Origin of the sequence: Pseudomonas sp. SWRI50 (assembly GCF_014269095.1) — a bacterium.
In the GTDB taxonomy this organism is placed as follows: domain Bacteria; phylum Pseudomonadota; class Gammaproteobacteria; order Pseudomonadales; family Pseudomonadaceae; genus Aquipseudomonas; species Aquipseudomonas kermanshahensis.
The window spans coordinates 103,796-128,469 of sequence record NZ_JABWRW010000007.1 but is presented as its reverse complement, the minus strand read 5'-3'; the positions used below and the strand labels follow the sequence as shown (position 1 = coordinate 128,469).

Sequence of the window (24,674 nt, the reverse complement as noted above, 5' to 3'; positions counted from 1 at the left end):
TTTCCACAGCGAAATTAATCAATAAGATGGTTCGGGACAAGAACAATAATCAGGCGCGAGGTTGCACATGCCATCAGCCGATTCTGTCTTCGACTACGTGGTCGTGGGCGCCGGTTCAGCCGGGTGCCTGCTGGCCAATCGATTGTCCGCCGACCCTTCCTGCCGCGTGCTGCTGCTGGAAGCGGGTGGCCGTGACAACTACCCCTGGATCCACATCCCCGTCGGCTACCTCTATTGCATCGGCAACCCCCGCACTGACTGGTGCTTCAAGACCGAAGCACAAAGCGGCCTGGGTGGTCGCAGCCTGGGTTATCCACGGGGCAAGGTGCTGGGCGGTTGTTCATCGATCAACGGCATGATCTACATGCGCGGCCAGGCGGCTGACTATGACCACTGGGCCGAGCAAGGCAACCCAGGCTGGGCCTGGAAGGACGTACTGCCACTGTTCAAGGCCAGTGAAAACCACTTTGCCGGTAACAGCGAGCACCATGGCGCTGCCGGCGAATGGCGGGTCGAGCGTCAGCGTTACAGCTGGCCGATCCTCGATGCGTTCCGCGAGGCGGCCGAGCAAAGTGGCATCGCCAAGGTCGACGACTTCAACACCGGTGACAACCAGGGCTGTGGATACTTTCAGGTCAACCAGCGCAGTGGCGTGCGCTGGAACGCGTCAAAGGCGTTTCTTCGGCCCGTGCTCAGCCGGTCCAACCTGACGGTGCTGACCGGTGTAGAGGTCGATCAGGTACTGCTCAACAACACCCGTGCCCGTGCGGTAAAAGCCCGCTGGCAAGGTGCCTGGCACGAGTTCGCTGCCCGTCGCGAGATCATTCTGTGCGCCGGCGCCGTCGGCTCGCCGGGGATCCTGCAACGGTCTGGCATCGGCCCGCGCAAGCTGCTCGAAGACTTGGGCATTGGCGTGCGGCATGACATGCCCGGTGTCGGCGGCAACCTGCAGGACCACCTGCAATTGCGCCTGATCTACCAGATCCGCAACACCCGTACCCTGAACCAGATGGCCAACAGCCTGTGGGGCAAGATGGGCATGGGCCTGCGTTATCTCTATGACCGCAGCGGCCCGCTGGCCATGGCGCCTAGCCAGCTGGGTGCGTTTGTGCGCTCCAGCCCCGAACAGGCCACGGCCAACTTGCAGTACCACGTGCAGCCCTTGTCGCTGGAGCGGTTCGGCGAGCCATTGCACCGCTTCCCGGCCTTCACCGCTTCGGTGTGCAACCTGCGCCCGCTCAGCCGCGGGCGCATCGACATCCGCGCCGCTGATATGCACAGCGCGCCACTGATCGACCCTAACTACCTCAGTGACCCACAGGACTTGCGGGTCGCCGCAGACGCCATCCGCATGACGCGGCGCATCGTCCAGGCCCCTGCCCTCGCGGCCTTCGCCCCCCAGGAATACCTGCCGGGCCCGGCCCTGCAAAGCGAAGACGAGTTGTTTGAGGCCGCTGGCAAGATTGGCACCACCATCTTCCATCCCGTGGGCACCTGCCGCATGGGCAGTGGCCCAGAGGATGTTGTGGATAACCAGCTGCGGGTGCATGGCATCCCCGGCTTGCGGGTGGCGGATGCCTCGATCATGCCGCAGATCACCTCCGGCAATACCTGTTCACCCACGCTGATGATCGCCGAAAAGGCGGCGCAACTTATCCTCAAAGGAGCTGCGACCCAGACCTACCTAAACGAAGACGCAATACCGACGCCCTGACCCGGGTGCGTGCAACACCGGCAGCTTGCGGTCGGAGGCTGCCGACAGTGGAACAAAAAGAATAATCACTGTGGCCTGTGGGCCGAGGACAGCAACGATGTCGGATTACATCCAAGAGCAGGGTGCGACGGCCAGCAGCGCCAGCCGTCGTGAAGAAAGAAAGATCATTTTCGCGTCATCCCTCGGGACGGTTTTCGAGTGGTATGACTTTTTTCTCTATGGCGCGCTGGCGGCGGTCATCAGCAAGCAGTTCTTTGCTGGGGTCAACGACACCACGGCCTTCATCTTTGCCTTGATGGCCTTCGCCGCCGGCTTCCTGGTTCGCCCCTTCGGTGCGCTGGTGTTTGGCCGGCTGGGCGACATGATCGGGCGCAAGTACACCTTCCTGGTGACCATCGTGCTGATGGGCCTGTCGACCTTTGCCGTCGGCCTGCTGCCCACCTATGCCAGCATTGGTATTGCGGCACCGATCATCCTGGTAATCCTGCGCATGCTGCAGGGCCTGGCGCTTGGGGGCGAGTACGGTGGCGCGGCCACCTACGTGGCCGAGCATGCCCCGCCGGGTAAACGCGGCTTCCATACCGGTTTCATTCAATCCACCGCCACCCTGGGCCTGCTGCTGTCGTTGCTGGTCGTACTGGGCAGCCGTTACATCAGTGGTGACCAGTTCGAAACCTGGGGCTGGCGCCTGCCGTTCCTGCTGTCGATTTTCCTGCTGGCGATTTCCACCTGGATTCGCATGAGCATGCATGAGTCGCCTGCCTTCGTGAAAATGAAGGCCCAGGGCAAGATCAGCAAATCGCCGATCCGCGAGTCGTTCACCTCCTGGCCGAACCTCAAGGTGGTGCTCACTGCCCTGTTCAGCATCAATGCTGGCCAGGCGGTGACCTTCTACACCGCGCAGTTCTACGTGCTGTTCTTCATGACCCAGATGCTCAAGATGGACCCCGCCCAGGCCAACACGCTGCTGATCATCAGTGTGGTGATCGGCGCGCCGTTCTTCGTGTTCTTCGGTTGGCTGTCGGATCGTATCGGGCGTAAGCCGATTCTGATGCTCGGCCTGCTGCTGGCCACGGTGCTGTACTTCCCGCTGTTCAAGGCGCTCAGCCATTACGCCAACCCGCAGATCGATGCCGCCAGCCGCCAGGCACCGATCGTCGTGACCGCCGACCCGCAGGGCTGCACCTTCCAGTTCGACCCGGTTGGCAAGGCGCGCTTCGACAGCCCATGCGACAAGGTCAAGACGTTCCTGGTCAAGCAGGGCCTGCCGTACAGCTCGGTGAGCGTGGCTGGCAGCGAGGTGGTGGTCAACATTGGCGACAAGACCATCAATGGTTTCGACGAGACCGCCATGCGCTCGGCGATCGAGCAGGCGGGGTACCCAGCCAAGGCTGATCCGGGGCAGGTCAACCAGGTGATGGTGGTGGTGCTGATCGTGGCGATGATCCTGATTGCGACCATGACCTATGGCCCACTGGCGGCGGTGATGGTCGAGCTGTTCCCGACCCGTATCCGCTATACCTCGATGTCCCTGCCCTACCACATCGGCAACGGCTGGTTCGGTGGCTTCCTGCCGACGGTGTCGTTCGCGCTGGTGGTGTATACCGGGGATATCTTCTACGGGCTGTGGTACCCGGTGCTGGTGACCGGCATCAGCCTGGTGGTGGGGATTTTCTGCCTGAAAGAAACCAAGGACGTGGACATCGACAAGGTCTGACGCGGCTCAGGTTCACCCATAAAAAAACCGGCTTTAAAAGCCGGTTTTTTTATGCCGCGAAAAAACTTATGCACGTTTTTCGCAAATCTGTCATGTGAAGAAATAAACAGCTAATTCAATCACTTACTGCATACATAGAACAGATCGCAGAAAAACTGCTCACAAGTTATCCACAGAAACTCAAGCAGTCTGCTCCTGTGGCTTTTCAGCCGCGGGTGGCAGCGAACCCAGGGCCCTTTGCGTGGCCTCGTTCCAGGCGGCGGCGCGGTCATTGAGCTCGGCAATTGCACGAGGGCCGGTGCCGTTGGCGTACATCGGCTCACCGATCACCACCTCGATGGTGCCGGCACGCTTGCCCCAGCCAGCCTTGGGCCAGAACTTGCCCGCGTTGTGCGCAATGGGCAGCACCGGCAGGCCGGCATTGACCGCCAGCGCGGTACCGCCACGGGAGAACTTGCCGACGGTGCCAAACGGCACGCGGGTGCCCTCTGGGAAGATCAGCACCCACACACCCTGCTTGAGCAGTTCATCACCTTGGCTGGCGACCTGACGCAGGGCTTCTTTGGGGTTGTCGCGGTTGATCGCGATGGGCCGCAGCATCGCCATGGCCCAGCCGAAGAACGGCACGTACAGCAGCTCGCGCTTGAGCACTTGGCTGAGCGGCGAGAAGTACTGGGAAAGGAAGAAGGTCTCCCAGGTGCTCTGATGGTTGGACAGGATCACACACGGCTCATTCGGCACATTCTCGGCGCCGGTGATCTTGTAATCGATGCCAAGGATGGTGCGGGTCAAAAATAACGCGCAACGGCACCAGTACACGTTGATGAACGTGTATCGCTTGGGGAACGACAAGAAGGGCGCGACAAAAAAGCTCAGGGAGCACCACAGCAACGAGCTGGTGCCCAGCAGCAGGTAAAAAAGAAAGATTCTGATCGCCTGCAGGATCGACATAGTGGCATGTACCGTTGCGGGGCGTGCCCGCCTGAGAAAATGCGCCCTAAGGCGCACTGTTTAAATTAGTTCTCTGGCGATAGCTGCCAGATCGTCGAAAATCAGTGTAGTTTCAGGGACACCTTTTTCCAGGGTCCGCTCGCCCTTGCCGGTTTTCACCAACACGGGTTGTGCACCGACGGCCAGGGCGGCCTGAAGGTCACCTTGGCTGTCGCCGACAAACCACACGCCGCCAAGGTCGGCCTGGTAGTGCTCGGCTATCGCCCGCAGCATGCCCGGCTTGGGCTTGCGGCAATCGCAGCCTTCATCCGGGCCATGTGGGCAATAGACGATATGGCCCACTTCGCCGCCCTGCTCGGCCACCAACGCACGCAGGCGCGCGTGCATGGCCTCGAGGGTTTGCACCGGGTAATAGCCGCGGGCAATGCCGGACTGGTTAGTGGCCACGGCCACCGTCCAGCCCGCTTTGCTCAACTGCGCGATGGCCTCGACCGAGCCGGGGATGGGGATCCACTCCTCCAGCGACTTGATGTAAGCGTCGGAGTCATAGTTGATCACCCCGTCTCGATCGAGAATCAGCAGTTTCAAGGCTTACCCCAGCAGCGAGATGTCGGCCACACCCAGGAACAGACCGCGCAGGCGGCTGAGCAGGGCATAACGGTTGGCGCGGACCTTGGCGTCCTCGGCGTTGACCATCACCGCCTCGAAGAAGGCGTCGACCGGGTCACGCAGGGCTGCCAGGCGGGCCAGCGACTCGCTGTACTGGCGCGCAGCGGCCATCGGTTGCACGGCCTGGTCGGCCTGCTGAATGGCCGAGTACAGGGAGAACTCGTTGGCGTTGTCGAAGTACTTCGGCTCGACCTGTTCGGCGATGGCGCCTTCGGCCTTGCTCAGCAGGTTCGATACGCGCTTGTTCACCGCGGCCAGGGCTTCGGCTTCCGGCAGTTTGCGGAACGCCTGCACGGCCTGCACACGCTGGTCGAAGTCCAGGGCAGAACCCGGCTTCAGGGCGCGTACCGACAGGTAGGTGGCCACGTCGATGCCTTCGTCTTCGTAGCGTGCACGCAGGCGATCGAAGATGAACTCCAGCACTTGCTCAGCCAGGCCGGCAGCCTTGACCTTGGCACCGAACTGCTTGACCGCGAACTCGGCCGCACCGGTCAGGTCCAGGTCCAGCTGCTTCTCGATCAGGATGCGCAGCACGCCCAGCGCGGCGCGGCGCAGTGCGTACGGGTCTTTGCTGCCGGTTGGCAGCATGCCGATGCCGAAGATACCGACCAGGGTGTCGAGCTTGTCAGCGATCGCCACGGCAGCACCGGTGACGGTCTCTGGCAGCTCGGCGCCAGCACCGCGCGGCATGTACTGCTCGTTCAGCGCCATGGCGACGTCTTGCGGCTCGCCATCGTTGAGCGCGTAGTAGTAACCGGCAACGCCCTGCATCTCAGGGAACTCGCCGACCATCTCGGTGGCCAGGTCGCACTTGGACAGCAGGCCGGCACGCGCGGCGCGCTGGGCGTCGCCGCCAATCAGCGGGGCAATGAACGCGGCCAGCTTGGAAACACGCTCGGCCTTGTCGTACACGGTGCCCAGTTGAGCCTGGAACACCACGTTCTTGAGGCGCTCGTTGAAGGTTTCCAGCGGCTGCTTCTTGTCTTGCTTGAAGAAGAACTCGGCATCGGTCAGGCGTGGGCGCACGACCTTTTCGTTGCCTTCGATGATCTGCTTCGGGTCACGGCTTTCGACGTTGGCCACGGTGATGAAGCGCGGCAGCAGCTTGCCTTCGCTGTCCAGCAGGCAGAAGTACTTCTGGTTGTCCTGCATGGTGGTGATCAGGGCTTCTTGCGGCACGTCGAGGAAACGCTCCTCGAACGAGCACACCAGCGGCACTGGCCACTCGACCAGCGCGGTCACTTCGTCCAGCAGCGCCGGCGGCACGATGGCGCTGCCTTCCTGCTGCAGGGCCAGTTCGGCGGTGCGCTTGGCAATCAGCTCGCGGCGCTCGGCGAAGTCGGCCAGCACGTAGGCTTTGCGCAGGTCTTCGACGTAGTTGGCCGGGGTGGTGATAACCACGTTTTCCGGGTGGTGGAAGCGGTGGCCACGGGACTCACGGCCGGCCTGCTGGGCGAGGATGGTGCAGTCGACGACCTGGTCGCCAAGCAGCATCACCAGCCACTGGGTTGGGCGCACGAACTCTTCGCGGCTGGCGCCCCAGCGCATGCGCTTGGGGATCGGCAGGTCGTTGAGCGAGTCTTCGACGATGGTCGGCAGCAGGCTGGTAGTGGCCTTGCCCGGGATGTGCTGGGAGAAACGCAGCTTGGCGCCGCTCTGGTCGATTTCCGACAGCTCTACACCGCACTTCTTGGCAAAGCCCAGGGCCGCTTGGGTCGGCTCGCCGTCTTTGAAAGCAGCCTGCAGGGGCGGGCCGTCGATGTTGATGCTGCGGTCAGGCTGCTGCACGTCAAGCTGGCGGATCAGTACGGCCAGGCGGCGCGGCGCGGCGTATACCGATTTGCTGGCGTAGTTCAGGCCAGCGGCCTGCAGGCCTTTCTCGATACCGGCCAGGAAGGCGTCGCCCAGGCTGGCGAGGGCCTTGGGTGGCAGCTCTTCGGTGCCCAGTTCTACCAGGAAATCTTGAGCACTCATTGTGCAGCCTCCAGCTTAGCCAACACTTCGTCACGCAATTCAGGGGTGGCCATCGGGAAGCCCAGGCGTGCGCGGGCTTGCAGATAGCTTTGCGCCACGTCCCGGGCCAGGGTACGTACGCGCAGGATGTAACGCTGGCGCTCGGTCACCGAGATGGCGCGGCGGGCGTCAAGCAGGTTGAAGGTGTGCGAAGCCTTCAGGACCATTTCGTAGGTCGGCAGCGGCAGCTCCAGCTTGATCAGGCGGTTGGCTTCGCTTTCGTAGAAGTCGAACAGTTCGAACAGTTTTTCGACGTTGGCGTGTTCGAAGTTGTAGGTCGACTGCTCGACTTCGTTCTGGTGGAACACGTCGCCGTAGGTAACCTTGCCGAACGGGCCATCGGCCCATACCAGGTCGTAGACCGAGTCGACACCCTGGATGTACATGGCCAGGCGTTCGAGGCCGTAGGTGATTTCACCGGTGACCGGGTAGCACTCGATGCCGCCCACTTGCTGGAAGTAGGTGAACTGGGTCACCTCCATGCCGTTGAGCCAGATTTCCCAGCCCAGGCCCCAGGCGCCGAGGGTTGGCGATTCCCAGTTGTCTTCGACGAAACGGATATCGTGGACCAGCGGATCCAGGCCAATGGCTTTAAGCGAGCCGAGGTACAGCTCCTGGAAGTTGGCCGGGTTCGGCTTGAGCACCACCTGGAACTGGTAGTAGTGCTGCAGGCGGTTTGGGTTTTCGCCATACCGCCCGTCGGCAGGGCGACGGCTAGGCTGCACGTAGGCGGCGTTCCAGGTCTCTGGGCCGACGGCGCGCAGGAACGTGGCGGTATGGAAAGTGCCGGCGCCTACTTCCATATCGTAGGGCTGAAGCACCACACAACCTTGAGCTGCCCAGTAGTTCTGCAGGGCGAGGATCAGGTCTTGGAAGGTACGCACGGCTGGCGTAGGCTGGCTCACGAAATTCACCTGTATCTGGGGATGCGGATGTAAAGAGCGGGAGTATAACCTGATTCGCCTCGCCCTCTACTCATTGGAGCCTTATGCCACGCTGCTTTTGGTGTACCGACGATCCGTTGTACCAGGCCTACCACGACCAGGAATGGGGAACACCGCAGCGTGATCCGGCGTTGCTGTTCGAGATGCTTTTGCTCGAAGGGTTCCAGGCGGGGCTGTCATGGATCACGGTTTTACGTAAACGCGAGCGTTATCGCGAGGTGATGCATGGCTTCGACCCGGTGAAGTTGGCGCAGATGAGCGATGAACGCATCGAAGCACTGATGCTCGACGCCGGCATCATCCGCAACCGCCTCAAGCTCAAGGCGGCCCGGCGCAACGCCCAGGCCTGGCTGGCTGTGGATAACCCAGCCGAGTGGCTCTGGTCGTTTGTGGGCGGCACGCCCAAAGTCAACCATTTCAAGGACCGAAGCGAAATGCCTGCCGTTACCGATGAAGCGAAGGCAATGAGCAAGGCCCTGCAAAAAGCCGGCTTCACGTTTGTCGGCCCAACCATCTGTTATGCCTTCATGCAGGCCACCGGTATGGTCATGGACCACACCACCGATTGTGATCGCTACGCCGCCTTGGCGCGCTGACGGGGTACAATGCGCGCCTTGCTGAAATAAGGAATTCGCCTGTGGAAAAGTTCAAGGGCGCCCTGATGGTCGGGGTGCTTCGACTGTTCGCCAAGTTGCCCTGGGGCGCTGTGCAGCGCGTCGGCGCCGGTATCGGCTGGCTGATGTGGAAGGTCCCGAACGGGTCGCGCAACGTGGTGCGTATCAACCTCGCCAAGTGTTTCCCGGAGATGGACCCGGCCGAACGTGAGCAACTGGTCGGCCGTGCGCTGAGAGACATCGGCAAATCCTTTGTCGAAAGCGCTTGTGCCTGGATCTGGCCACCGCAGCGTTCGCTGGAACTGGTCAAGGAAGTGCACGGCCTGGAAGTGCTGGAGCAGGCCCTGGCCTCGGGCAAGGGCGTGGTGGGCATCACCAGCCACCTGGGTAACTGGGAAGTGTTGAACCACTTCTATTGCAACCAGTGCAAACCGATCATCTTCTACCGCCCGCCGAAGCTCAAAGCTGTGGATGATTTGTTGCGTGAACAGCGAGTGCAGATGGGTAACCGCGTGGCGCCTTCGACCAAGGAAGGCATCCTCAGCGTGATCAAGGAAGTGCGCCGCGGGGGCCAGGTGGGCATTCCGGCGGACCCGGAACCTGCTGAGTCGGCGGGTGTGTTCGTGCCGTTCCTGGGCACCCAGGCGCTGACCAGCAAGTTCGTGCCGAACATGCTGGCCGGTGGCAAGGCGGTGGGTGTGTTCCTGCATGCGTTGCGGCTGCCGGATGGGTCTGGGTTCCGGGTGATTCTGGAAGCGGCGCCGGAGGCGATGTACAGCACGGATGTGACCGAGTCGGCGGCGGCCATGAGCAAGGTGGTCGAGCGGTATGTGCGTGAGTATCCGAGCCAGTACATGTGGAGCATGAAGCGCTTCAAGAAGCGCCCGGCGGGTGAGCCGCGTTGGTATTGAGATAGTTGGGGGCGCTTTGCGCCCCATTCGCGGGGCAAGCCCGCTCCCACAAGGTACAGAGTGACCCTCAGGTTGTGCAGGACTTGTGGGAGATGGCCAGCCCATTCGCGGGGCAAGCCCGCTCCCACAAGGTATAGAGTGACCCAGGCTGCGCAGGACTTGTGGGAGATGGCCAGCCCATTCGCGGGGCAAGCCCGCTCCCACAAGGTACAGAGTGACCCTCAGGTTGTGCAGGACTTGTGGGAGATGGCCAGCCCATTCGCGGGGCAAGCCCGCTCCCACAAGTACAGGGTGACACTCAGGTTGCGCAGGACTTGTGGGAGCGGGCTTGCCCCGCGAATGGGCTGCAAAGCAGCCCCGGCAATCTCAGACTTTATTCAACTTCTTGAGAAATATAGTCATCTCTTTCTCGGCCTGCTTATCCCCATGGGCCTGCGCCGCCACGATCCCGTCCTCCCAGGCCTTGCGCGCCGCCGCCAAATCCCCCTGCAACTGATACGCCTTACCCAGCAACTTCCACGCTGCCGAATACTTCGGGTCCTGTTCCACGCAACGCGCCAGGTGCACCGCCGCCTCAGCGCCATTGCCCTCGTCCAGCCAGGCCTTGCCAAGGCCGAACCTCAACAGCGGGTTATCCACACCCTTGGCCAGCATCTTTTCCAGCGATTCGCGCATGCCCTCTTCTCCTAGAAGAAACTCAAGCCGACGTGGAACAGCTTCTCCACATCCCGAATGTGCTTTTTATCCACAACGAACAGAATCACATGGTCACCCGATTCGATCACTGTGTCGTCGTGGGCAATCATCACCTCTTCGTCACGAATGATCGCGCCAATGGTGGTGCCTGGCGGCAGGGCGATGTCTTCGATGGCCTTGCCGACCACTTTGCTCGACTTCGAATCGCCATGCGCCACGGCTTCGATGGCCTCGGCCGCGCCGCGGCGCAGGGAGTGCACGCTGACGATATCGCCACGCCGCACGTGGGCCAGCAAGGTACCAATGGTGGCCAACTGTGGGCTGATGGCGATGTCGATCTCACCGCCCTGCACCAGGTCCACATAGGCCGGGTTGTTGATGATGGTCATCACCTTGCGCGCACCCAGGCGCTTGGCCAGCAGCGACGACATGATGTTGGCCTCGTCGTCGTTGGTCAGGGCCAGGAAGATGTCGGCGTCGGCGATGTTCTCTTCGAGCATCAGGTCTTTGTCCGACGCACTGCCCTGCAGCACCACGGTGCTTTCCAGGGTGTCGGAGAGGTGGCGGCAGCGGGCCGGGTTCATCTCGATGATCTTCACCTGATAGCGACTTTCGATGGCCTCGGCCAAGCGCTCGCCAATCTGCCCGCCACCGGCGATGACCACGCGCTTGTTGGTCTCGTCGATGCGTCGCAGCTCGCCCATCACGGCGCGGATGTCTTTTTTCGCAGCGATGAAGAACACTTCGTCATCGGCCTCGATCACGGTGTCGCCGCGTGGGGTGATCGGCCGGTCACGGCGGAAGATCGCCGCCACACGGGTGTCGACGTTGGGCATGTGCGCACGGATCTGGCGCAACTGCTGGCCCACCAGCGGGCCGCCGTAGTACGCCTTGACCGCCACCAGTTGCGCCTTGCCTTCGGCGAAGTCGATTACCTGCAGTGAACCTGGGTGCTCGATCAGGCGCTTGATGTAGTTGGTCACCACCTGCTCGGGGCTGATCAGCACATCGACCGGGATGTGGTCGTTGTGGAACAGCTCTTCGCGGGTGAGGTAGGCCGACTCCCGTACCCGGGCGATCTTGGTCGGGGTGTGGAACAACGAGTAGGCGACCTGGCAGGCCACCATGTTGGTCTCGTCGCTGTTGGTCACCGCCACCAGCATGTCGGCGTCGTCGGCACCGGCCTGGCGCAGCACCGTCGGCAGCGAGCCGCGGCCTTGCACCGTGCGGATGTCCAGGCGGTCGCCGAGGTCGCGCAGGCGCTCGCCGTCGGTGTCGACCACGGTAATGTCGTTGGCCTCGCTGGCCAGGTGTTCTGCCAGCGTACCGCCCACCTGCCCCGCGCCGAGGATGATGATCTTCATCCGCTACTCCCTAACCGTTGTGCTTATCCGCGTGACGCGGCGATCTTGATCAGCTTGGCATAGTAGAACCCGTCGTGGCCGCCTTCCTGGGCCAGCAACTGGCGGCCATGTGGCTGGCGCAGGCCGGCCTCGGTGGCCAGGTCCAACTCACGGGCGCCCGGGGTGCGGGCGAGGAAGGCGTCGATCACCTCGGTGTTCTCGGTCGGCAAGCTCGAGCAGGTGGCGTAAAGCAGCATGCCGCCCACTTCCAGGGTTGGCCACAGGGCATCGAGCAGCTCGCCCTGCAACATGGCCAGGGCCGGAATGTCGTCGGCCTGACGGGTCAGTTTGATGTCCGGGTGGCGGCGGATTACACCGGTGGCCGAGCACGGGGCGTCGAGCAGGATGCGCTGGAACGTTTTGCCGTCCCACCAGCTGGCGGTGTCGCGGGCATCGCAGGCGATCAGCTCGGCGTCCAGTTGCAGGCGATCGAGGTTCTCGCGCACGCGGGTCAGGCGCTTGGCTTCCAGGTCGATGGCCACCACCTGCGCCAGGCCAGCTTCGGCTTCGAGCAAGTGGCAAGTCTTGCCGCCCGGGGCACAGCAGGCGTCGAGCACGCGTTGGCCGGGGGCCAGTTCGAGCAGGTCGGCGGACAGCTGCGCGGCTTCGTCCTGCACGCTCACCCAGCCTTCGGCAAAGCCAGGCAGGCTGCGCACATCGCAGGGCTCATTCAGCACGATGCCGTCACGGCTGTACTGGCAGGCGCTGGCGCCCACGCCGGCCTCAGCCAGCAAGGCCAGGTAGGCATCGCGGCTGTGGTGGCGGCGGTTGACCCGCAAAATCATCGGCGGGTGGGCGTTGTTGGCGGCGCAGATGGCTTCCCATTGCTCGGGCCAGAAGGCCTTCAGCGATTTCTGCAGCCAGCGCGGGTGGGCAGTGCGCACCACCGGGTCGCGCTCCATGCCAGCGAGCAGCGCTTCGCCTTCACGCTGCGCGCGGCGCAGCACAGCGTTGAGCAGGCCTTTGGCCCACGGCTTTTTCAGCTTGTCGGCGCAACCCACGGTTTCGCCGATGGCGGCGTGCGCCGGAATGCGCGTGTAGAACAGCTGGTACAGGCCGACCAGCATCAAGGCCTGCACATCGGCATCGGCCGCTTTGAACGGCTTCTGCAGCAACTGCGCCGCGAGCAGGTCGAGGCGCGGCTGCCAGCGGGCGGTACCGAAGGCCAGGTCTTGGGTCAGGCCCCGGTCGCGTTCGTCGACCTTGTCCAGTTGTGCCGGCAATGAGCTGTTCAGCGAAGCCTTGCCGCTGAGCACAGCGGCCAAGGCACGGGCGGCGGCCAGGCGTGGGTTCATTGGCCGAGCACCTTGCCGTTGGCGAATTTCTCGCGGCGGCTGTTGAACAAGTCGCTGAAGTTCAGTGCCTTGCCGCCGGGCAGTTGCAGACGGGTCAGGCTCAGTGCCTGGTCACCGCAGGCGACTACCAGGCCGTCCTTGCTGGCAGACAGGATCTCGCCAGGGGCGCCGTTGCCTGTGGACAACGTGGCAGCGAGCACCTTCACGCTTTCGCCGTCCAGGGTGCTGTGGCACACCGGCCACGGGTTGAAGGCACGCACCAGGCGCTCCAGCTCCACGGCCGGGCGGCTCCAGTCGATGCGTGCTTCGTCTTTGTTCAGCTTGTGGGCATAGGTGGCCAGGGCGTCATCCTGGGCTTCACCCTGCAGCGAGCCGTCGGCAAGGCCAGCAATGGCCTGAATCACCGCAGGCGGGCCCATTTCGGCGAGGCGGTCATGCAGGGTGCCGCCGGTGTCTTCAGCGCTGATCGGGGTGACCACCTTGAGCAGCATCGGGCCGGTGTCCAGGCCCGCTTCCATGCGCATCACGGTCACGCCGCTCTCAGCATCGCCGGCTTCCACGGCGCGCTGGATCGGCGCTGCACCGCGCCAGCGTGGCAGCAAGGAGGCGTGGCTGTTGATGCAACCAAGGCGCGGAATATCCAGCACGGCCTGGGGCAGGATAAGGCCGTAGGCGACCACCACCATCAGGTCGGGCTTGAGCGCGGCGAGTTCCGCCTGGGCATCGGCATTGCGCAGGGTTGGCGGCTGCAGCACCGGGATGTCGTGGGCCACGGCCAGTGCTTTGACCGCGCTCGGCATGAGCTTCTGGCCACGCCCGGCTGGGCGGTCCGGCTGGGTGTAGACGGCCACGATCTCATAGGGGCTGTCGAGCAGTGCCTTGAGGTGTTCGGCGGCAAACTCTGGAGTGCCTGCGAAGACGATGCGCATGGAGTTCTCGCTGCAAAAAAGAAAAAGGCTTGCCGGAGCAAGCCTTCTGGAAGGTGGGGATCAGGCTTGCTGGCGGTGCTGCTTTTCCAGCTTCTTCTTGATCCGGTCGCGTTTGAGCGTGGACAGGTAGTCGACGAACAGCTTGCCGTTGAGGTGATCGAACTCGTGCTGCACGCACACGGCCAGCAGGCCTTCGGCCTCGAGCTCGAACGGCTTGCCGTCGCGGTCCTGGGCTTTGACGCGCACCCGCAGGGGGCGGTCGACGTTTTCGTAGAAGCCAGGCACCGACAGGCAACCTTCCTGGTACTGGCCCATGTCGTGGGTCTGTTCTTCGACGACGGGGTTGATGAAGACCCGCGGCTCGCTGCGGTCTTCGCTCAGGTCCATCACCACCACCTGCTTGTGGACGTTGACCTGGGTCGCCGCCAGGCCGATGCCAGGCGCTTCATACATGGTTTCAAACATGTCGTCGATCAGCTGGCTCAGGGCGTCGTCGAACACCGTCACCGGTTTGGCGAGGGTGCGCAGGCGCGGGTCCGGGAATTCGAGAATGTTCAAGATGGCCATAAGGTCGGGCAGTCACTGTGCGTTCGGTTGAAAACTGAGCACACATAATAAAGGTAATCGGGGCATTCGGCACCTGGCAAAGCTCGGCTAGGGTTTAAACGGACGGCTTATCACCCATTTGATGGACAGGTTGTCAAAGCGTTATCAACACAGTTATCCACAGGTTGTGCCACGTCGATGGCCCCGTTTCGATCAAGGATGATCCTCATGTTGACCCACCATTCGTCGCCTTGCGCGCCTGCCGAACTGGAGGCGAGGTTGCGCCTGCACCGCTTGCCGGACACAGGGTTACGCCGCTTTCACAGCCTGCTGAAAGCTTTTGGCAGCGCGTCTTCGGCGCTGAGTGCGCCGGCCGCAGCCTGGCGCGCACTGGGCATTCCGCAAGCCAGCATCGAAGCCCGAAGAAGCGCCGAAGTGCGTGACGGTGCACTGGCTGCAATGGCCTGGTTAGAGCGCCCGGGCCAGCATTTACTGATGTGGGACTGCCCTGGCTACCCTGCTCTGCTGGCCGAAACCGACGACCCGCCGCCGTTGCTTTTCGTCGCTGGCGACCCCGCATTACTGGAAAGGCCACAGTTGGCAATTGTGGGCAGCAGGCGTGCTTCACCGCCCGCGCTCGACACTGCCCGGGCATTTTCTCGCTACTTGGCGCAGACGGGTTTCACCATTACCAGCGGCCTGGCACTGGGTATCGATGGTGCCGCTCATCGGGCAGCGTTGCAGGCCGGGGGCGGCACAATTGGGGTACTCGGGACGGGGCTGCAAAAACTTTATCCACAGCGCCATCGCGAGCTTGCCCAGGCGATGATCGACAGCGGCAGTGCGCTGGTTTCCGAGTACCCGCTGGATGCCGGCCCGCTGCCGGGCAATTTTCCGCGGCGTAATCGCATCATCAGTGGCTTGTCGCTGGGCGTATTGGTTGTGGAGGCGAGCTTGGCCAGTGGCTCGTTGATCACGGCGCGCCTGGCGGCTGAGCAGGGCCGCGAGGTGTATGCCATCCCAGGCTCCATCCACCACCCAGGTGCCAAAGGCTGCCACCAACTGATTCGCGACGGTGCCCTGCTGGTGGAGAGCGTGGAACAGATTCTGGAAAGCCTGCAGGGCTGGCAGAACTTGCCCCCGGCCATTGTTGAACAGCGTGATCACCCCCTGCTCACCTTGCTGCATGCCGCGCCACAGACTACCGAGAGCCTGGCCCACTGCAGCGAACTGACGTTGGCTCAGGTGATGGCGCAGCTCACCGAACTGGAGCTTGAAGGGCGGGTCAGCAATGAAGCCGGGCGTTGGTTTGCCCGCGTTGGCTAAGTACACTGCTCACAAGCAAGGTATATAGGCGGAGAGACAGCAATGGTGAGCAGTTTTCGTGTGCAACAAGCCGCACGTGAGATCCGGGCGGGCGCGGTTATCGCCTACCCGACGGAAGCGGTCTGGGGCCTGGGCTGTGACCCGTGGAACGAGGACGCGGTGTATCGCCTGCTGGCGCTCAAGTCGCGGCCTGTGGATAAAGGCTTGATCCTGATCGCCGACAATATCCGCCAGTTCGACTTTTTGTTCGAAGATTTTCCCGAGGACTGGATTGACCGCATGGGCAGCACCTGGCCAGGCCCGAACACCTGGCTGGTGCCGCACCAGGACCTGTTGCCGGAGTGGGTGACCGGCCAGCACGACACGGTGGCGCTGCGGGTCAGTGACCACCCGCAGGTGCGTGAGCTGTGCGCGCTGGTCGGGCCGCTGATTTCCACCTCGTGCAACCCCGGCGGTCGCCCGGCGGCGAAGAGCCGCTTGCGGGTGGAGCAGTACTTCCATGGCCAGCTGGACCTGGTACTGGGCGGGGCGTTGGGCGGGCGGAAGAACCCAAGTGTGATTCGCAACCTGGCGACGGGCGAAGTCGTTCGGCCGGGCTAAATTGCCAAGCGCCAATACACCTCCTTGTGGGAGCGGGCTTGCCCCGCGAAGCGCCGCGCGGGCGGCGCTCGATTTCACAGGCGCTGAAATTCTCAAGCCAAGCACCTGCCCGCCCCGATGCGATCGCGTACCTAAATCAAGGCAACAAAACAGTCGACCCCACAGTCCGTCGAGCCGACAGTTCCGCCTGCGCCTTGGCTGCCTCACTCAGCGGATACCGCTGCTGGATATCCACAACCAGCTTCCCACTCGCAATCATCGCAAACAGGTCATCGGCCATGGCCTGGGTGTTCTCGGCATTGTTGGCATAGCTCGCCAGGGTCGGGCGGGTGACATACAGCGAGCCCTTCTGCGCCAGAATCCCCAGGTTCACCCCGCTCACCGCGCCCGAAGCATTGCCAAAGCTCACCATCAACCCACGCGGCTGCAGGCAGTCCAGCGAGGTCAGCCAGGTATCGGCCCCCACGCCGTCGTACACCACCGGGCATTTCTTGCCGTCGGTCAACTCCAGTACGCGCTTGGCCACATCTTCATGGCTGTAGTCGATGGTTTCCCATGCCCCCAGCGCCTTCGCCCGCTCGGCCTTCTCAGCGGAGCTGACGGTACCGATCAACTTGGCCCCCAGCGCCTTGGCCCATTGGCAGGCCAGCGAACCCACGCCACCGGCAGCGGCATGGAACAGGATCACTTCGCCCGGTTGCACCGCATAAGTCTGCTTGAGCAGGTACTGCACGGTCAGGCCTTTGAGCATCACCGCCGCTGCCTGCTCAAAGCTGATGTTATCCGGCAGTTTGACCAGGTTGGCTTCGGGCAGCGTATGCACTTCGCTGTAGGCACCCAGCGGGCCGCCGGCATGGGCAACCCGGTCGCCGACTTTCAGGCGGGTGACGCCCTCACCCACGGCGTCGACCACACCAGCGGCCTCGGTGCCGAGCCCGGAAGGCAAGGATGGCGGTGCGTACAAGCCGCTGCGGAAATAGGTGTCGATGAAGTTCAGGCCAATCGCCTGGTTACGCACGCGGACCTGCTGTGGCCCAGGTGGGGCGGGGTCGAACTCTACAAGCTGCAGAACTTCCGGGCCGCCATGCTGGCTGAACTGGATACGCTTGGCCATCTCGCACTCCTGTTGTCGGGATTGGTAACAGCCCTCTATCGGACGCCTTTGCTTGATCGCCGTCAACTGCGGCGCGTCAGCCGCCGGTGGTATGCTACGCGGCGAATTCTTCTCTGCCCGCTCCAGGTGACCCGATGACCAGCCGCACCGAGGCCGTGAAAGCCTACCTGCTCGACCTGCAAGACCGCATCTGCTCCGCCCTTGAACGTGAGGACGGCGGCGCCCGCTTTGTCGAGGACGCCTGGACGCGTGAAGCCGGTGGCGGGGGCCGCACGCGGGTGATCGGTGAGGGTAATGTGATCGAGAAAGGCGGGGTCAACTTCTCCCACGTGTTCGGTGCCGGCCTGCCACCGTCGGCCAGCGCCCACCGCCCCGAGCTGGCGGGCCGTGGTTTCGAGGCCCTGGGGGTGTCGCTGGTGATCCACCCGCACAACCCGCACGTGCCGACGTCCCACGCCAATGTGCGCTTCTTCATCGCCGAAAAAGAAGGCGAAGAGGCGGTGTGGTGGTTCGGCGGCGGTTTCGACCTGACCCCGTACTACGGCAACGAAGAAGACTGCATCCACTGGCACCGTGTGGCCGAGCAGGCCTGCGCGCCATTCGGCGCTGACGTGTACCCGCGCTACAAAGCCTGGTGCGACCGCTACTTCCACCTCAAGCACCGTGGCGAACCACGCGGCATTGGCGGGCTGTTCTTCGACGACCTGAACGAGTGGGACTTCGACACCTGCTTTGCTTTCATCCGTGCCATTGGCGATGCCTTTGTCGAGGCCTACCTGCCGATCGTCCAACGCCGCAAGGACACGCCCTATACCGCCGAGCAGCGCGAGTTCCAAGAGTACCGTCGCGGTCGCTACGTGGAGTTCAACTTGGTCTACGACCGTGGCACCTTGTTCGGCCTGCAATCAGGTGGGCGTACCGAGTCGATCCTTATGTCGCTGCCGCCGCAGGTCCGCTGGGGCTACGACTGGAAAGCCGCGCCTGGCAGCGAAGAAGCGCGCCTGACCGAGTACTTCCTGCAAGACCGCGACTGGCTCGCCCAGTAAACCTGTGGATAACCGAGGAGCCCCCATGGACCAGTACGTCGTTTTCGGTAACCCCATTGGCCACAGCAAGTCGCCGCTGATCCACCGCCTGTTCGCCGAGCAGACCGGCCAGGACCTGGAATACGCCACCCTGCTGGCGCCGCTGGACGAGTTCAGCGATTGTGCCCGCGGTTTCTTCAAGCAAGGCAGTGGCGGCAATGTCACGGTGCCGTTCAAGGAAGAAGCCTACCGCCTGTGCGACAGCCTGACCCCACGTGCCCAGCGGGCGGGTGCGGTGAATACCCTGAGCAAGCTGGCGGATGGCTCGCTGCGGGGGGACAACACTGACGGTGCTGGCCTGGTGCGCGACCTGACGGTGAATGCTGGGGTTGAGCTGGCGGGTAAGCGGATCCTCATTTTGGGTGCGGGCGGTGCGGTGCGTGGGGTGCTGGAGCCGATTCTGGCGCACGATCCGCAGTCGCTGGTGATCGCCAACCGCACGGTTGAAAAGGCCGAGCAACTGGCGCGTGAGTTCGCTGAGTTGGGGCCGGTGGTGGCCAGCGGGTTCAGCTGGCTGCAGGAGCCGGTGGACGTCATCATCAACGCCACCTCGGCGAGCCTGGCGGGCGAGATGCCGCCGATTGCCGACAGCCTGGTCGAGGCGGGGCGCACGGTTTGCTACGACATGATGTACGGCAAGGAGCCGACGCCGTTTTGCCAATGGGCTACCAACCTAGGTGCGGCCAAGGTGCTGGATGGGCTGGGGATGCTGGCTGAGCAGGCGGCTGAGGCGTTCTTTATCTGGCGTGGCGTGAGGCCGGATACGGCGCCGGTGTTGGCTGAACTGCGCCGACAGCTTGCTCGGGGTTGACGCTGTCGGGGCCGCTTCGCGGCCCATCGCAGGCAAGCCAGCTCCTACAGGGATATCGCAAGGCCCGAGGTTGGCGCTGTACTTGTAGGAGCTGGCTTGCCTGCGATGGGCTGCAAAGCAGCCCCAAGATCTCAACCCAACCTCACTCTTCAAACCTGATGGGACACAAATCCACCCCTTCCAACTTCTGCAATTCCTCGACCACCTGCGGCCGCGCCCGCTGCAAGGTCAAACTCCCCCCTGCTCGCCGTAACCGCCGTGCCTCTCGGTGCAACATATCCACACCCGAATAATCGATAAAATTCACCTGCCGCGCATCGATCACCACATGCGGCCCCTGGCAGCGCTGCAAGCGCACCTGCAGGTAGTGCGCCGCGCCAAAGAAGATCGACCCGCCCACCCGCAGCACGTCAGCCTGCCCTTCGCGGCTCTGCTGCACCCGTGGCCGGGACGTGCGTTTGAGGTAAAAGAACAGCGAAGCCAGCACCCCGGCATAGATCGCGGTCTGTAGCTCCAGCAGCAAGGTCGCGGCGGCGGTCAGGGCCATGACCAGGAACTCCGAGCGGCTGACCCTGAACAGCGCCCGAATGCCACGGTGATCCACCAACCCCCAACAGATCAGCAGGATGCTGCCCGCCATCGCCGGGATCGGCAGGTGGGCGATCAGCCCTGCCCCTGCGACGGCAAACAGCGCGACCCACAGGGCCGAGAACACCCCGGCCAGCGGTGAGCGGGCGCCGGCGTCATAACTTAAGCCCGAACGGGTGAAAGAGCCTGATGACAGGTAACCGGAGAAGAACGCGCCGACGATGTTCGACAGGCCCTGGGCGCGGATCTCCTGGTCGGCGTCGATCAGCTGTTCAGAGCGCGCAGACAGCGACCGGGCAATCGACAGGCTGGTGACCAGGCCGAGCATGCCCACCGCCACCGCCGTCGGCAGCAGCCGCAGCATCAGCTCCACGTCCAGTAGCGGCAGTGGGCTCAACGGGGGCAATTGGCCAGTGAAGGCAGGTACCCGCGGCACATGGCCAAAAAAGCCAGGCAGTGACCAGGCCAGCAAACTGACCACGACCAGGCTTATCAACAGGCTCGGCCAGCGGGGCCGCCAGAGCTTGAAGGCCATGCCGATCAGCACCGTGGTCAGCCCCAGTATCAGCGACGGCAGGTCGACCTCCCCGGCGTGGCTGGCCAGGTCTTGCACGGTTTTCAACGCCGTGGCCTGGCTTGGCAAGTCCATGCCCAACAGGTTGGGTAACTGGCCGAGGGCGATGACGATGGCGGCGCCCAGGGTGAAGCCGAGCACCACCGAGTGGGAGACGAAATTGACCAGTGCGCCGAAGCGCAGCAGGCCGAGCAAGAGCTGGAAGATGCCGGCGAGCAATGTCAGCAGCAGGACCAGCGTGATGTAGTCGGCGCTGCCCGGCACCGCCAGGGGGCTGACGCTGGCGTAGAGGACGATCGAGATGGCTGCGGTCGGGCCGCAGATCAGGTGCCAGGAAGACCCCCACAAGCAGGCGATGAGCACCGGGACGATGGCGGCGAACAGGCCGTATTCGGCGGGCAGGCCGGCGATCAGGGCGTAGGCGATGGATTGCGGCAGGGCAAGGATGGCACCGCTCAGGCCGACCAGCAGGTCCTGGCGCAGGCTGCGGCCCGATTGGCGGGGGAGCCAGGCAAGGAAAGGCAGCAGCTGGATGAGGCGGTGCATGGGTTATCCACATTCCTGAAGTTGCGCTGTGCCTCTGTGGGAGCGGGCTTGCCCGCGAAGAAGCCACCGCGGTGCATGGCACCGGCTTCGCCGGTATTCGCGGGCAAGCCCGCTCCCACAGGGGATTGCAGCGTGCGGTTGATCAGAGTTTGTCTTTGACGGCCGCGAGGGCATCGCCACCGGACTGGGTGCTGACCCCAGCCAACCACCCTTCCAGTACTTCGGGATGCGCCTTCACCCAAGCCTTGGCTGCTTCATCGAAGCTCACTTTCTTATCCACAACCTCGGCCATGATGCTGTTTTCCATGTCCAGGGTAAATGTCAGGTTGCCCAGCAGCTTCGCTGTATTCGGGCATGCCTGTGCATAACCTTTGCGGGTCAGGGTATAGACCTGGCCCTTGCTGCCAAACCACTTTTCCCCACCCGTGAGGTAGTGCATCTTCAGCTTCACGTTCATCGGGTGCGGTGTCCAGCCAAGGAAGGTGATGAATTGCTGCTTCTTCACGGCACGGTCCACTTGCGCAAGCATCGCCTGCTCACTCGACTCCACCAGCTTCCACTGGCCGAGGTCGAACTGGTTCTGATCGATGATTTCTTTCAGCGACAGGTTGGCAGGCGCGCCAGCGCCGATCCCATACAGTTTCTTGTCGAACTGGTCCGCGTGCTTTTGCAGGTCGGCGAAGTCTTTGACCCCGGCGTTCCACACATAGTCGGGCACCGCGAGGGTGAACTCGGTGCCTTCAAGGTTGCGCGACAACTGCTGCACATCACCATTGGCGATGAACTTGTCATGAAACCCCTGGTGCGCCGGCATCCAGTTGCCGAGGAAGGCATCGACGCGCCCGTCCTTGAGGCCGCCATAGATGATCGGCACGGCCAGGCTGTCGATTTTTACTTGGTAGCCGAGGCTTTCCAGCAGCAGGCGGGCGATGGCGTTGGTGGTGGCGATATCGCTCCAGCCGGGGTCGGCCATCTTCACGGTGCTGCATTGCGCGTCGTCGGCGTGAGCCGTGGCAGCGCCCAGGCCGAGGGCCAGGGCAAGCACGGCGGCGGAGATTTTTTGCATGGCGAACTCTCTTCTCAATCCAGAGGGGCGGGCTGTGGATAACGGGCCTTGCGCTCGAGGTCGTCGAGATCGATGTGGTTGCGCATGTACTGTTGGCTGGCGTCCACCAACGGTTGGTGGTCCCAGCTTTTCAGCTTGCCGATGGCCAGGGCTTCGGCCACCAGGCGGCGGCGGCGCTGGCTGGCCAGGACCTGTTGGCGCAGGGTGGGGATGTCCCAACGCTGCCGGGCTTCATCGGCAAATGCCTGCAGCAGCGCCTGATGGTCGGGGCTGCTGGCGAGGTTCTCCCGCTCGTGCGGGTCGCGACTCAGGTCATAGAGTAGCCAGGGGTCGTCTTCGCTGTACACGAACTTGTACGGGCCACGGCGGATCATCATCAGCGGGCCGACCGTGCCTTCGGCCATGTATTCGCCAATGACCTCGTCGTGGCCACCCTGCCCTTGCAGGTGGCCCAGCAGCGAGCGGCCGTCCAGATGCAGGGACGTGTCCACGGCACCGCCGGCCAGTTCGACCAGGGTCGGCAGCAGGTCGCAGGTGGAGACCGACGCACTCACGCGCGCGGCGGCAAAGCGTTTGGGGGCGTGGATCAGCAGTGGCACGCGCGCCGACATTTCGAACCAGTGCATCTTGTACCAAAGGCCGCGCTCGCCAAGCATGTCGCCGTGGTCGCCGGAGAACACGATCAACGTGTCCTCCGCCAAGCCGCATTCCTCAAGGGTTTGCAGCAACTGGCCAAGGTTGTCGTCGATGTAGCTGCAGGCGCCAAAGTAGGCGCGGCGGGCATCGCGGATCTTGTCCACAGGCAGGGGCTTGTTCCACAGGTCGTAGACCTTGAGCAGGCGCTGCGAGTGCGGGTCTTGCTCGCGCTGGTCAAACTCGGCGCTGGGCATTGGGATATCCACACCCTCATAGCGATCCCAGTAGCGCTTGGGAATGGTGTACGGGTCGTGGGGGTGAGTCATCGACACGGTCAGGCAAAACGGCCGGCCATCGTTTTCGCGCACATGGTCGTAGAGGTACTGGCGGGCTTTGAACACCACCTCCTCGTCGAAATCCAGCTGGTTGGTGCGCACGCATGGGCCGGCCTGCAGCACCGACGACATGTTGTGGTACCAGCTCGGGCGCGCGTCCGGGGCGTCCCAGTTCACGGCCCAGCCGTAATCGGCGGGGTAGATATCGCTGGTCAGGCGTTCTTCGTAGCCGTGCAACTGGTCTGGGCCGCAGAAGTGCATCTTGCCCGACAGCGCAGTGCGGTAGCCGAGACGGCGCAGGTAATGGGCGTAGGTGGGCACATCGGCGGGGAAGTCAGCGGCGTTATCGTAAGCGCCAATACGGCTGGGCAACTGGCCGCTGACCAGGGTGAAGCGCGACGGTGCGCACAGCGGGCTGTTGCAGTACGCCGAGTCGAACACCACCGCCTGGTCGGCGAGGCGGGCGAGGTTTGGCATCTGGATGGGCGAAGGGGCGTAGATCGGCAGCACGGGCGCGGCCATCTGGTCGGCCATGATGAACAGGATATTCGGGCGCGTCATGGTTGGCTTCCATCGTTGAAGGTTATGCGAACCGCTTGCCTACCAAGATGCGACTGTGGATAACATGGGTAAAGCCCATGGCGGGCAATGACTGGGATTAGCTGAGCTTATGTTTGAGCGCCTTGGCGAGCTGTCGTTGGATACCCTGCGTGTGTTCGAGGCCGCAGCGCGGTTGCGCGGCTTTACGGCCGCAGCGCTTGAGCTGGGGACCACGCAGCCCGCCGTGAGCCAGCAGGTGAAGCGCCTGGAGGCCCAGCTGGGTACCCGGCTGTTCGACCGGATCTACCGGGGCATTGCGCTGACCGAGGCCGGCCAGTTGCTGTTCGAACAGGTGCACCAAGGGCTACAGGCCATGGACGATGGGCTTGCCTTGGTCAGCGGGCGAGGCCAGCGCGAGGTGCTTCAGGTGGCGACCGACTTCGCCTTTGCGGCGTTCTGGCTTATGCCCCGGTTGCAACGCTTTCATGAAGCTTATCCACAGGTGGATGTGAGCTTGGTAACGGGTGAGCGCAGCCAGGCGATGCTGCGGCCGGATATCGATGTGGCGGTGCTGTTTGGTGATGGGCGTTTCCATCAAGGCGAGAGCCGGTGGTTGTTCGATGAGGAGGTATTCCCCGTCTGCAGCCCCCGCCTGACTCATGGCAAACCCTTGTCAGCCGTGGCTTTGCAGCGTTTGCCGTTGCTTCACCTGCGCGGTGAGCAGGCCAGCCGTTGGTTTGATTGGGCGGGTGTGTTTCGTGGGTTTGGCGTAGACAGCCCACCGCCACCGGGGCAGTTGCGTTTTGATAATTACACCTTGTTGATCCAGGCGGCGATTGCCGGGCAAGGGGTAGCGATTGGCTGGGGGCACCTGGTCGATGGGCTGGTTGAACAGGGGCTGCTGTGCCGGCCTTTGGAGGGCAGTTTGCGCTCGGAACGCGGGTATTATGCGGTTTTGCCACCGCGCAAGCGGCGTGGGGCGCTGATTGAGCGGTTTGTCGATTGGCTGGAGGATGAGCGGGGGGGGTGAGATTTTGGGGCTGCTGTGCAG

General features: G+C 63.3%; 22 protein-coding genes. 9 read left to right on the top strand and 13 right to left on the bottom strand.

The genetic code is table 11. The features are described 5' to 3' along the window. Window positions 1-67 precede the first annotated feature (67 nt). Both HU750_RS10340 and HU750_RS10335 read left to right on the top strand, forming a co-directional pair. Window positions 68-1,714 carry a GMC family oxidoreductase gene (locus tag HU750_RS10340; protein WP_186679276.1) on the top strand — a complete coding sequence of 549 codons (1,647 nt, stop codon included), beginning with the start codon at window positions 68-70 and terminating at the stop codon, window positions 1,712-1,714. A gap of 97 nt (window positions 1,715-1,811) precedes the next feature. Then, window positions 1,812-3,431, top strand: coding sequence for an MFS transporter (locus tag HU750_RS10335; RefSeq protein ID WP_186679273.1), 1,620 nt, complete (start codon window positions 1,812-1,814; stop codon window positions 3,429-3,431). A 180-nt stretch (window positions 3,432-3,611) separates the two neighbouring features. Here HU750_RS10335 and HU750_RS10330 read toward each other — a convergent pair whose 3' ends face one another. Genes HU750_RS10330 through glyQ form a run of 4 tightly spaced genes read right to left on the bottom strand, consistent with a single transcriptional unit; the run spans window position 3,612 to window position 7,969 of the window. Continuing rightward, window positions 3,612-4,382: a lysophospholipid acyltransferase family protein gene (locus HU750_RS10330; RefSeq protein WP_027592057.1), complete on the bottom strand. Its 771-nt coding sequence runs from the start codon at window positions 4,380-4,382 to the stop codon at window positions 3,612-3,614. 60 nt (window positions 4,383-4,442) lie between these two features. Then, window positions 4,443-4,970 carry a D-glycero-beta-D-manno-heptose 1,7-bisphosphate 7-phosphatase gene (gene gmhB / locus HU750_RS10325; RefSeq protein WP_027592056.1) on the bottom strand — a complete coding sequence of 176 codons (528 nt, stop codon included), beginning with the start codon at window positions 4,968-4,970 and terminating at the stop codon, window positions 4,443-4,445. Between the two features lie 3 nt (window positions 4,971-4,973). Continuing rightward, window positions 4,974-7,025: a glycine--tRNA ligase subunit beta gene (gene glyS, locus HU750_RS10320; protein ID WP_027592055.1), complete on the bottom strand. Its 2,052-nt coding sequence runs from the start codon at window positions 7,023-7,025 to the stop codon at window positions 4,974-4,976. Beyond that, complete coding sequence (gene glyQ / locus HU750_RS10315; RefSeq protein WP_027592054.1) at window positions 7,022-7,969, bottom strand: glycine--tRNA ligase subunit alpha; 948 nt, start codon at window positions 7,967-7,969, stop codon at window positions 7,022-7,024. Before glyQ ends, glyS begins: the two co-directional genes overlap by 4 nt. An 83-nt stretch (window positions 7,970-8,052) precedes the next feature. Between glyQ and HU750_RS10310 the strand changes: the two genes are divergently transcribed. Further along, the gene (locus HU750_RS10310) at window positions 8,053-8,604 is read left to right on the top strand and encodes a DNA-3-methyladenine glycosylase I (protein ID WP_027592053.1); all 552 of its coding nucleotides are present in this window, start codon (window positions 8,053-8,055) and stop codon (window positions 8,602-8,604) included. A gap of 41 nt (window positions 8,605-8,645) precedes the next feature. Continuing rightward, window positions 8,646-9,533, top strand: a complete 888-nt coding sequence (locus HU750_RS10305) for a lysophospholipid acyltransferase (protein ID WP_027592052.1) — start codon at window positions 8,646-8,648, stop codon at window positions 9,531-9,533. A 366-nt stretch (window positions 9,534-9,899) separates the two neighbouring features. Here the strand turns inward: HU750_RS10305 and HU750_RS10300 are convergent, their stop codons facing one another. Genes HU750_RS10300 through def form a run of 5 tightly spaced genes read right to left on the bottom strand, consistent with a single transcriptional unit; the run spans window position 9,900 to window position 14,423 of the window. Then, a complete protein-coding gene (locus HU750_RS10300) occupies window positions 9,900-10,208 on the bottom strand; it encodes a tetratricopeptide repeat protein (RefSeq protein WP_186679271.1) in 309 nt (102 codons plus the stop codon). An 11-nt stretch (window positions 10,209-10,219) separates the two neighbouring features. Further along, window positions 10,220-11,593 carry a Trk system potassium transporter TrkA gene (gene trkA, locus HU750_RS10295; RefSeq protein WP_027592050.1) on the bottom strand — a complete coding sequence of 458 codons (1,374 nt, stop codon included), beginning with the start codon at window positions 11,591-11,593 and terminating at the stop codon, window positions 10,220-10,222. Between the two features lie 23 nt (window positions 11,594-11,616). Further along, window positions 11,617-12,927 (bottom strand): 16S rRNA (cytosine(967)-C(5))-methyltransferase RsmB, encoded by a 1,311-nt coding sequence (gene rsmB / locus HU750_RS10290; RefSeq protein WP_186679269.1) that lies wholly within the window; start codon window positions 12,925-12,927, stop codon window positions 11,617-11,619. Then, window positions 12,924-13,856 (bottom strand): methionyl-tRNA formyltransferase, encoded by a 933-nt coding sequence (gene fmt, locus HU750_RS10285; protein ID WP_186679267.1) that lies wholly within the window; start codon window positions 13,854-13,856, stop codon window positions 12,924-12,926. Before fmt ends, rsmB begins: the two co-directional genes overlap by 4 nt. 60 nt (window positions 13,857-13,916) lie before the next feature. Beyond that, window positions 13,917-14,423: a peptide deformylase gene (gene def, locus HU750_RS10280; RefSeq protein WP_186679265.1), complete on the bottom strand. Its 507-nt coding sequence runs from the start codon at window positions 14,421-14,423 to the stop codon at window positions 13,917-13,919. Window positions 14,424-14,630: 207 nt separating this feature from the next. On the opposite strand from def, the gene dprA reads away from it, so the two are divergent. Together dprA and tsaC are read left to right on the top strand one after the other, a co-directional pair. Next, the gene (gene dprA / locus HU750_RS10275) at window positions 14,631-15,728 is read left to right on the top strand and encodes a DNA-processing protein DprA (protein ID WP_186679263.1); all 1,098 of its coding nucleotides are present in this window, start codon (window positions 14,631-14,633) and stop codon (window positions 15,726-15,728) included. 42 nt (window positions 15,729-15,770) lie between these two features. Then, on the top strand, window positions 15,771-16,328 hold the full coding sequence (gene tsaC / locus HU750_RS10270; RefSeq protein ID WP_027592045.1) for an L-threonylcarbamoyladenylate synthase type 1 TsaC: 558 nt from the start codon (window positions 15,771-15,773) through the stop codon (window positions 16,326-16,328). Between the two features lie 136 nt (window positions 16,329-16,464). Here the strand turns inward: tsaC and HU750_RS10265 are convergent, their stop codons facing one another. Beyond that, window positions 16,465-17,442, bottom strand: a complete 978-nt coding sequence (locus HU750_RS10265; RefSeq protein WP_186679257.1) for an NADPH:quinone reductase — start codon at window positions 17,440-17,442, stop codon at window positions 16,465-16,467. 134 nt (window positions 17,443-17,576) lie between these two features. Between HU750_RS10265 and hemF the strand changes: the two genes are divergently transcribed. Further along, window positions 17,577-18,488 (top strand): oxygen-dependent coproporphyrinogen oxidase, encoded by a 912-nt coding sequence (gene hemF / locus HU750_RS10260; RefSeq protein WP_186679255.1) that lies wholly within the window; start codon window positions 17,577-17,579, stop codon window positions 18,486-18,488. 25 nt (window positions 18,489-18,513) lie between these two features. Then, window positions 18,514-19,338 (top strand): shikimate dehydrogenase, encoded by an 825-nt coding sequence (aroE, locus tag HU750_RS10255; RefSeq protein WP_027592041.1) that lies wholly within the window; start codon window positions 18,514-18,516, stop codon window positions 19,336-19,338. 142 nt (window positions 19,339-19,480) lie between these two features. Here aroE and HU750_RS10250 read toward each other — a convergent pair whose 3' ends face one another. The 3 genes from HU750_RS10250 to betC form a co-directional block, all read right to left on the bottom strand. Next, on the bottom strand, window positions 19,481-21,046 hold the full coding sequence (locus HU750_RS10250) for a SulP family inorganic anion transporter (RefSeq protein ID WP_186679253.1): 1,566 nt from the start codon (window positions 21,044-21,046) through the stop codon (window positions 19,481-19,483). Between the two features lie 142 nt (window positions 21,047-21,188). After that, window positions 21,189-22,112 (bottom strand): choline ABC transporter substrate-binding protein, encoded by a 924-nt coding sequence (gene choX / locus HU750_RS10245; protein ID WP_186679250.1) that lies wholly within the window; start codon window positions 22,110-22,112, stop codon window positions 21,189-21,191. 14 nt (window positions 22,113-22,126) lie between these two features. Beyond that, complete coding sequence (gene betC, locus HU750_RS10240; protein ID WP_186679246.1) at window positions 22,127-23,644, bottom strand: choline-sulfatase; 1,518 nt, start codon at window positions 23,642-23,644, stop codon at window positions 22,127-22,129. A gap of 109 nt (window positions 23,645-23,753) precedes the next feature. Between betC and HU750_RS10235 the strand changes: the two genes are divergently transcribed. Then, window positions 23,754-24,653 carry a choline sulfate utilization transcriptional regulator gene (locus HU750_RS10235; RefSeq protein ID WP_186679245.1) on the top strand — a complete coding sequence of 300 codons (900 nt, stop codon included), beginning with the start codon at window positions 23,754-23,756 and terminating at the stop codon, window positions 24,651-24,653. Window positions 24,654-24,674 lie beyond the last annotated feature (21 nt).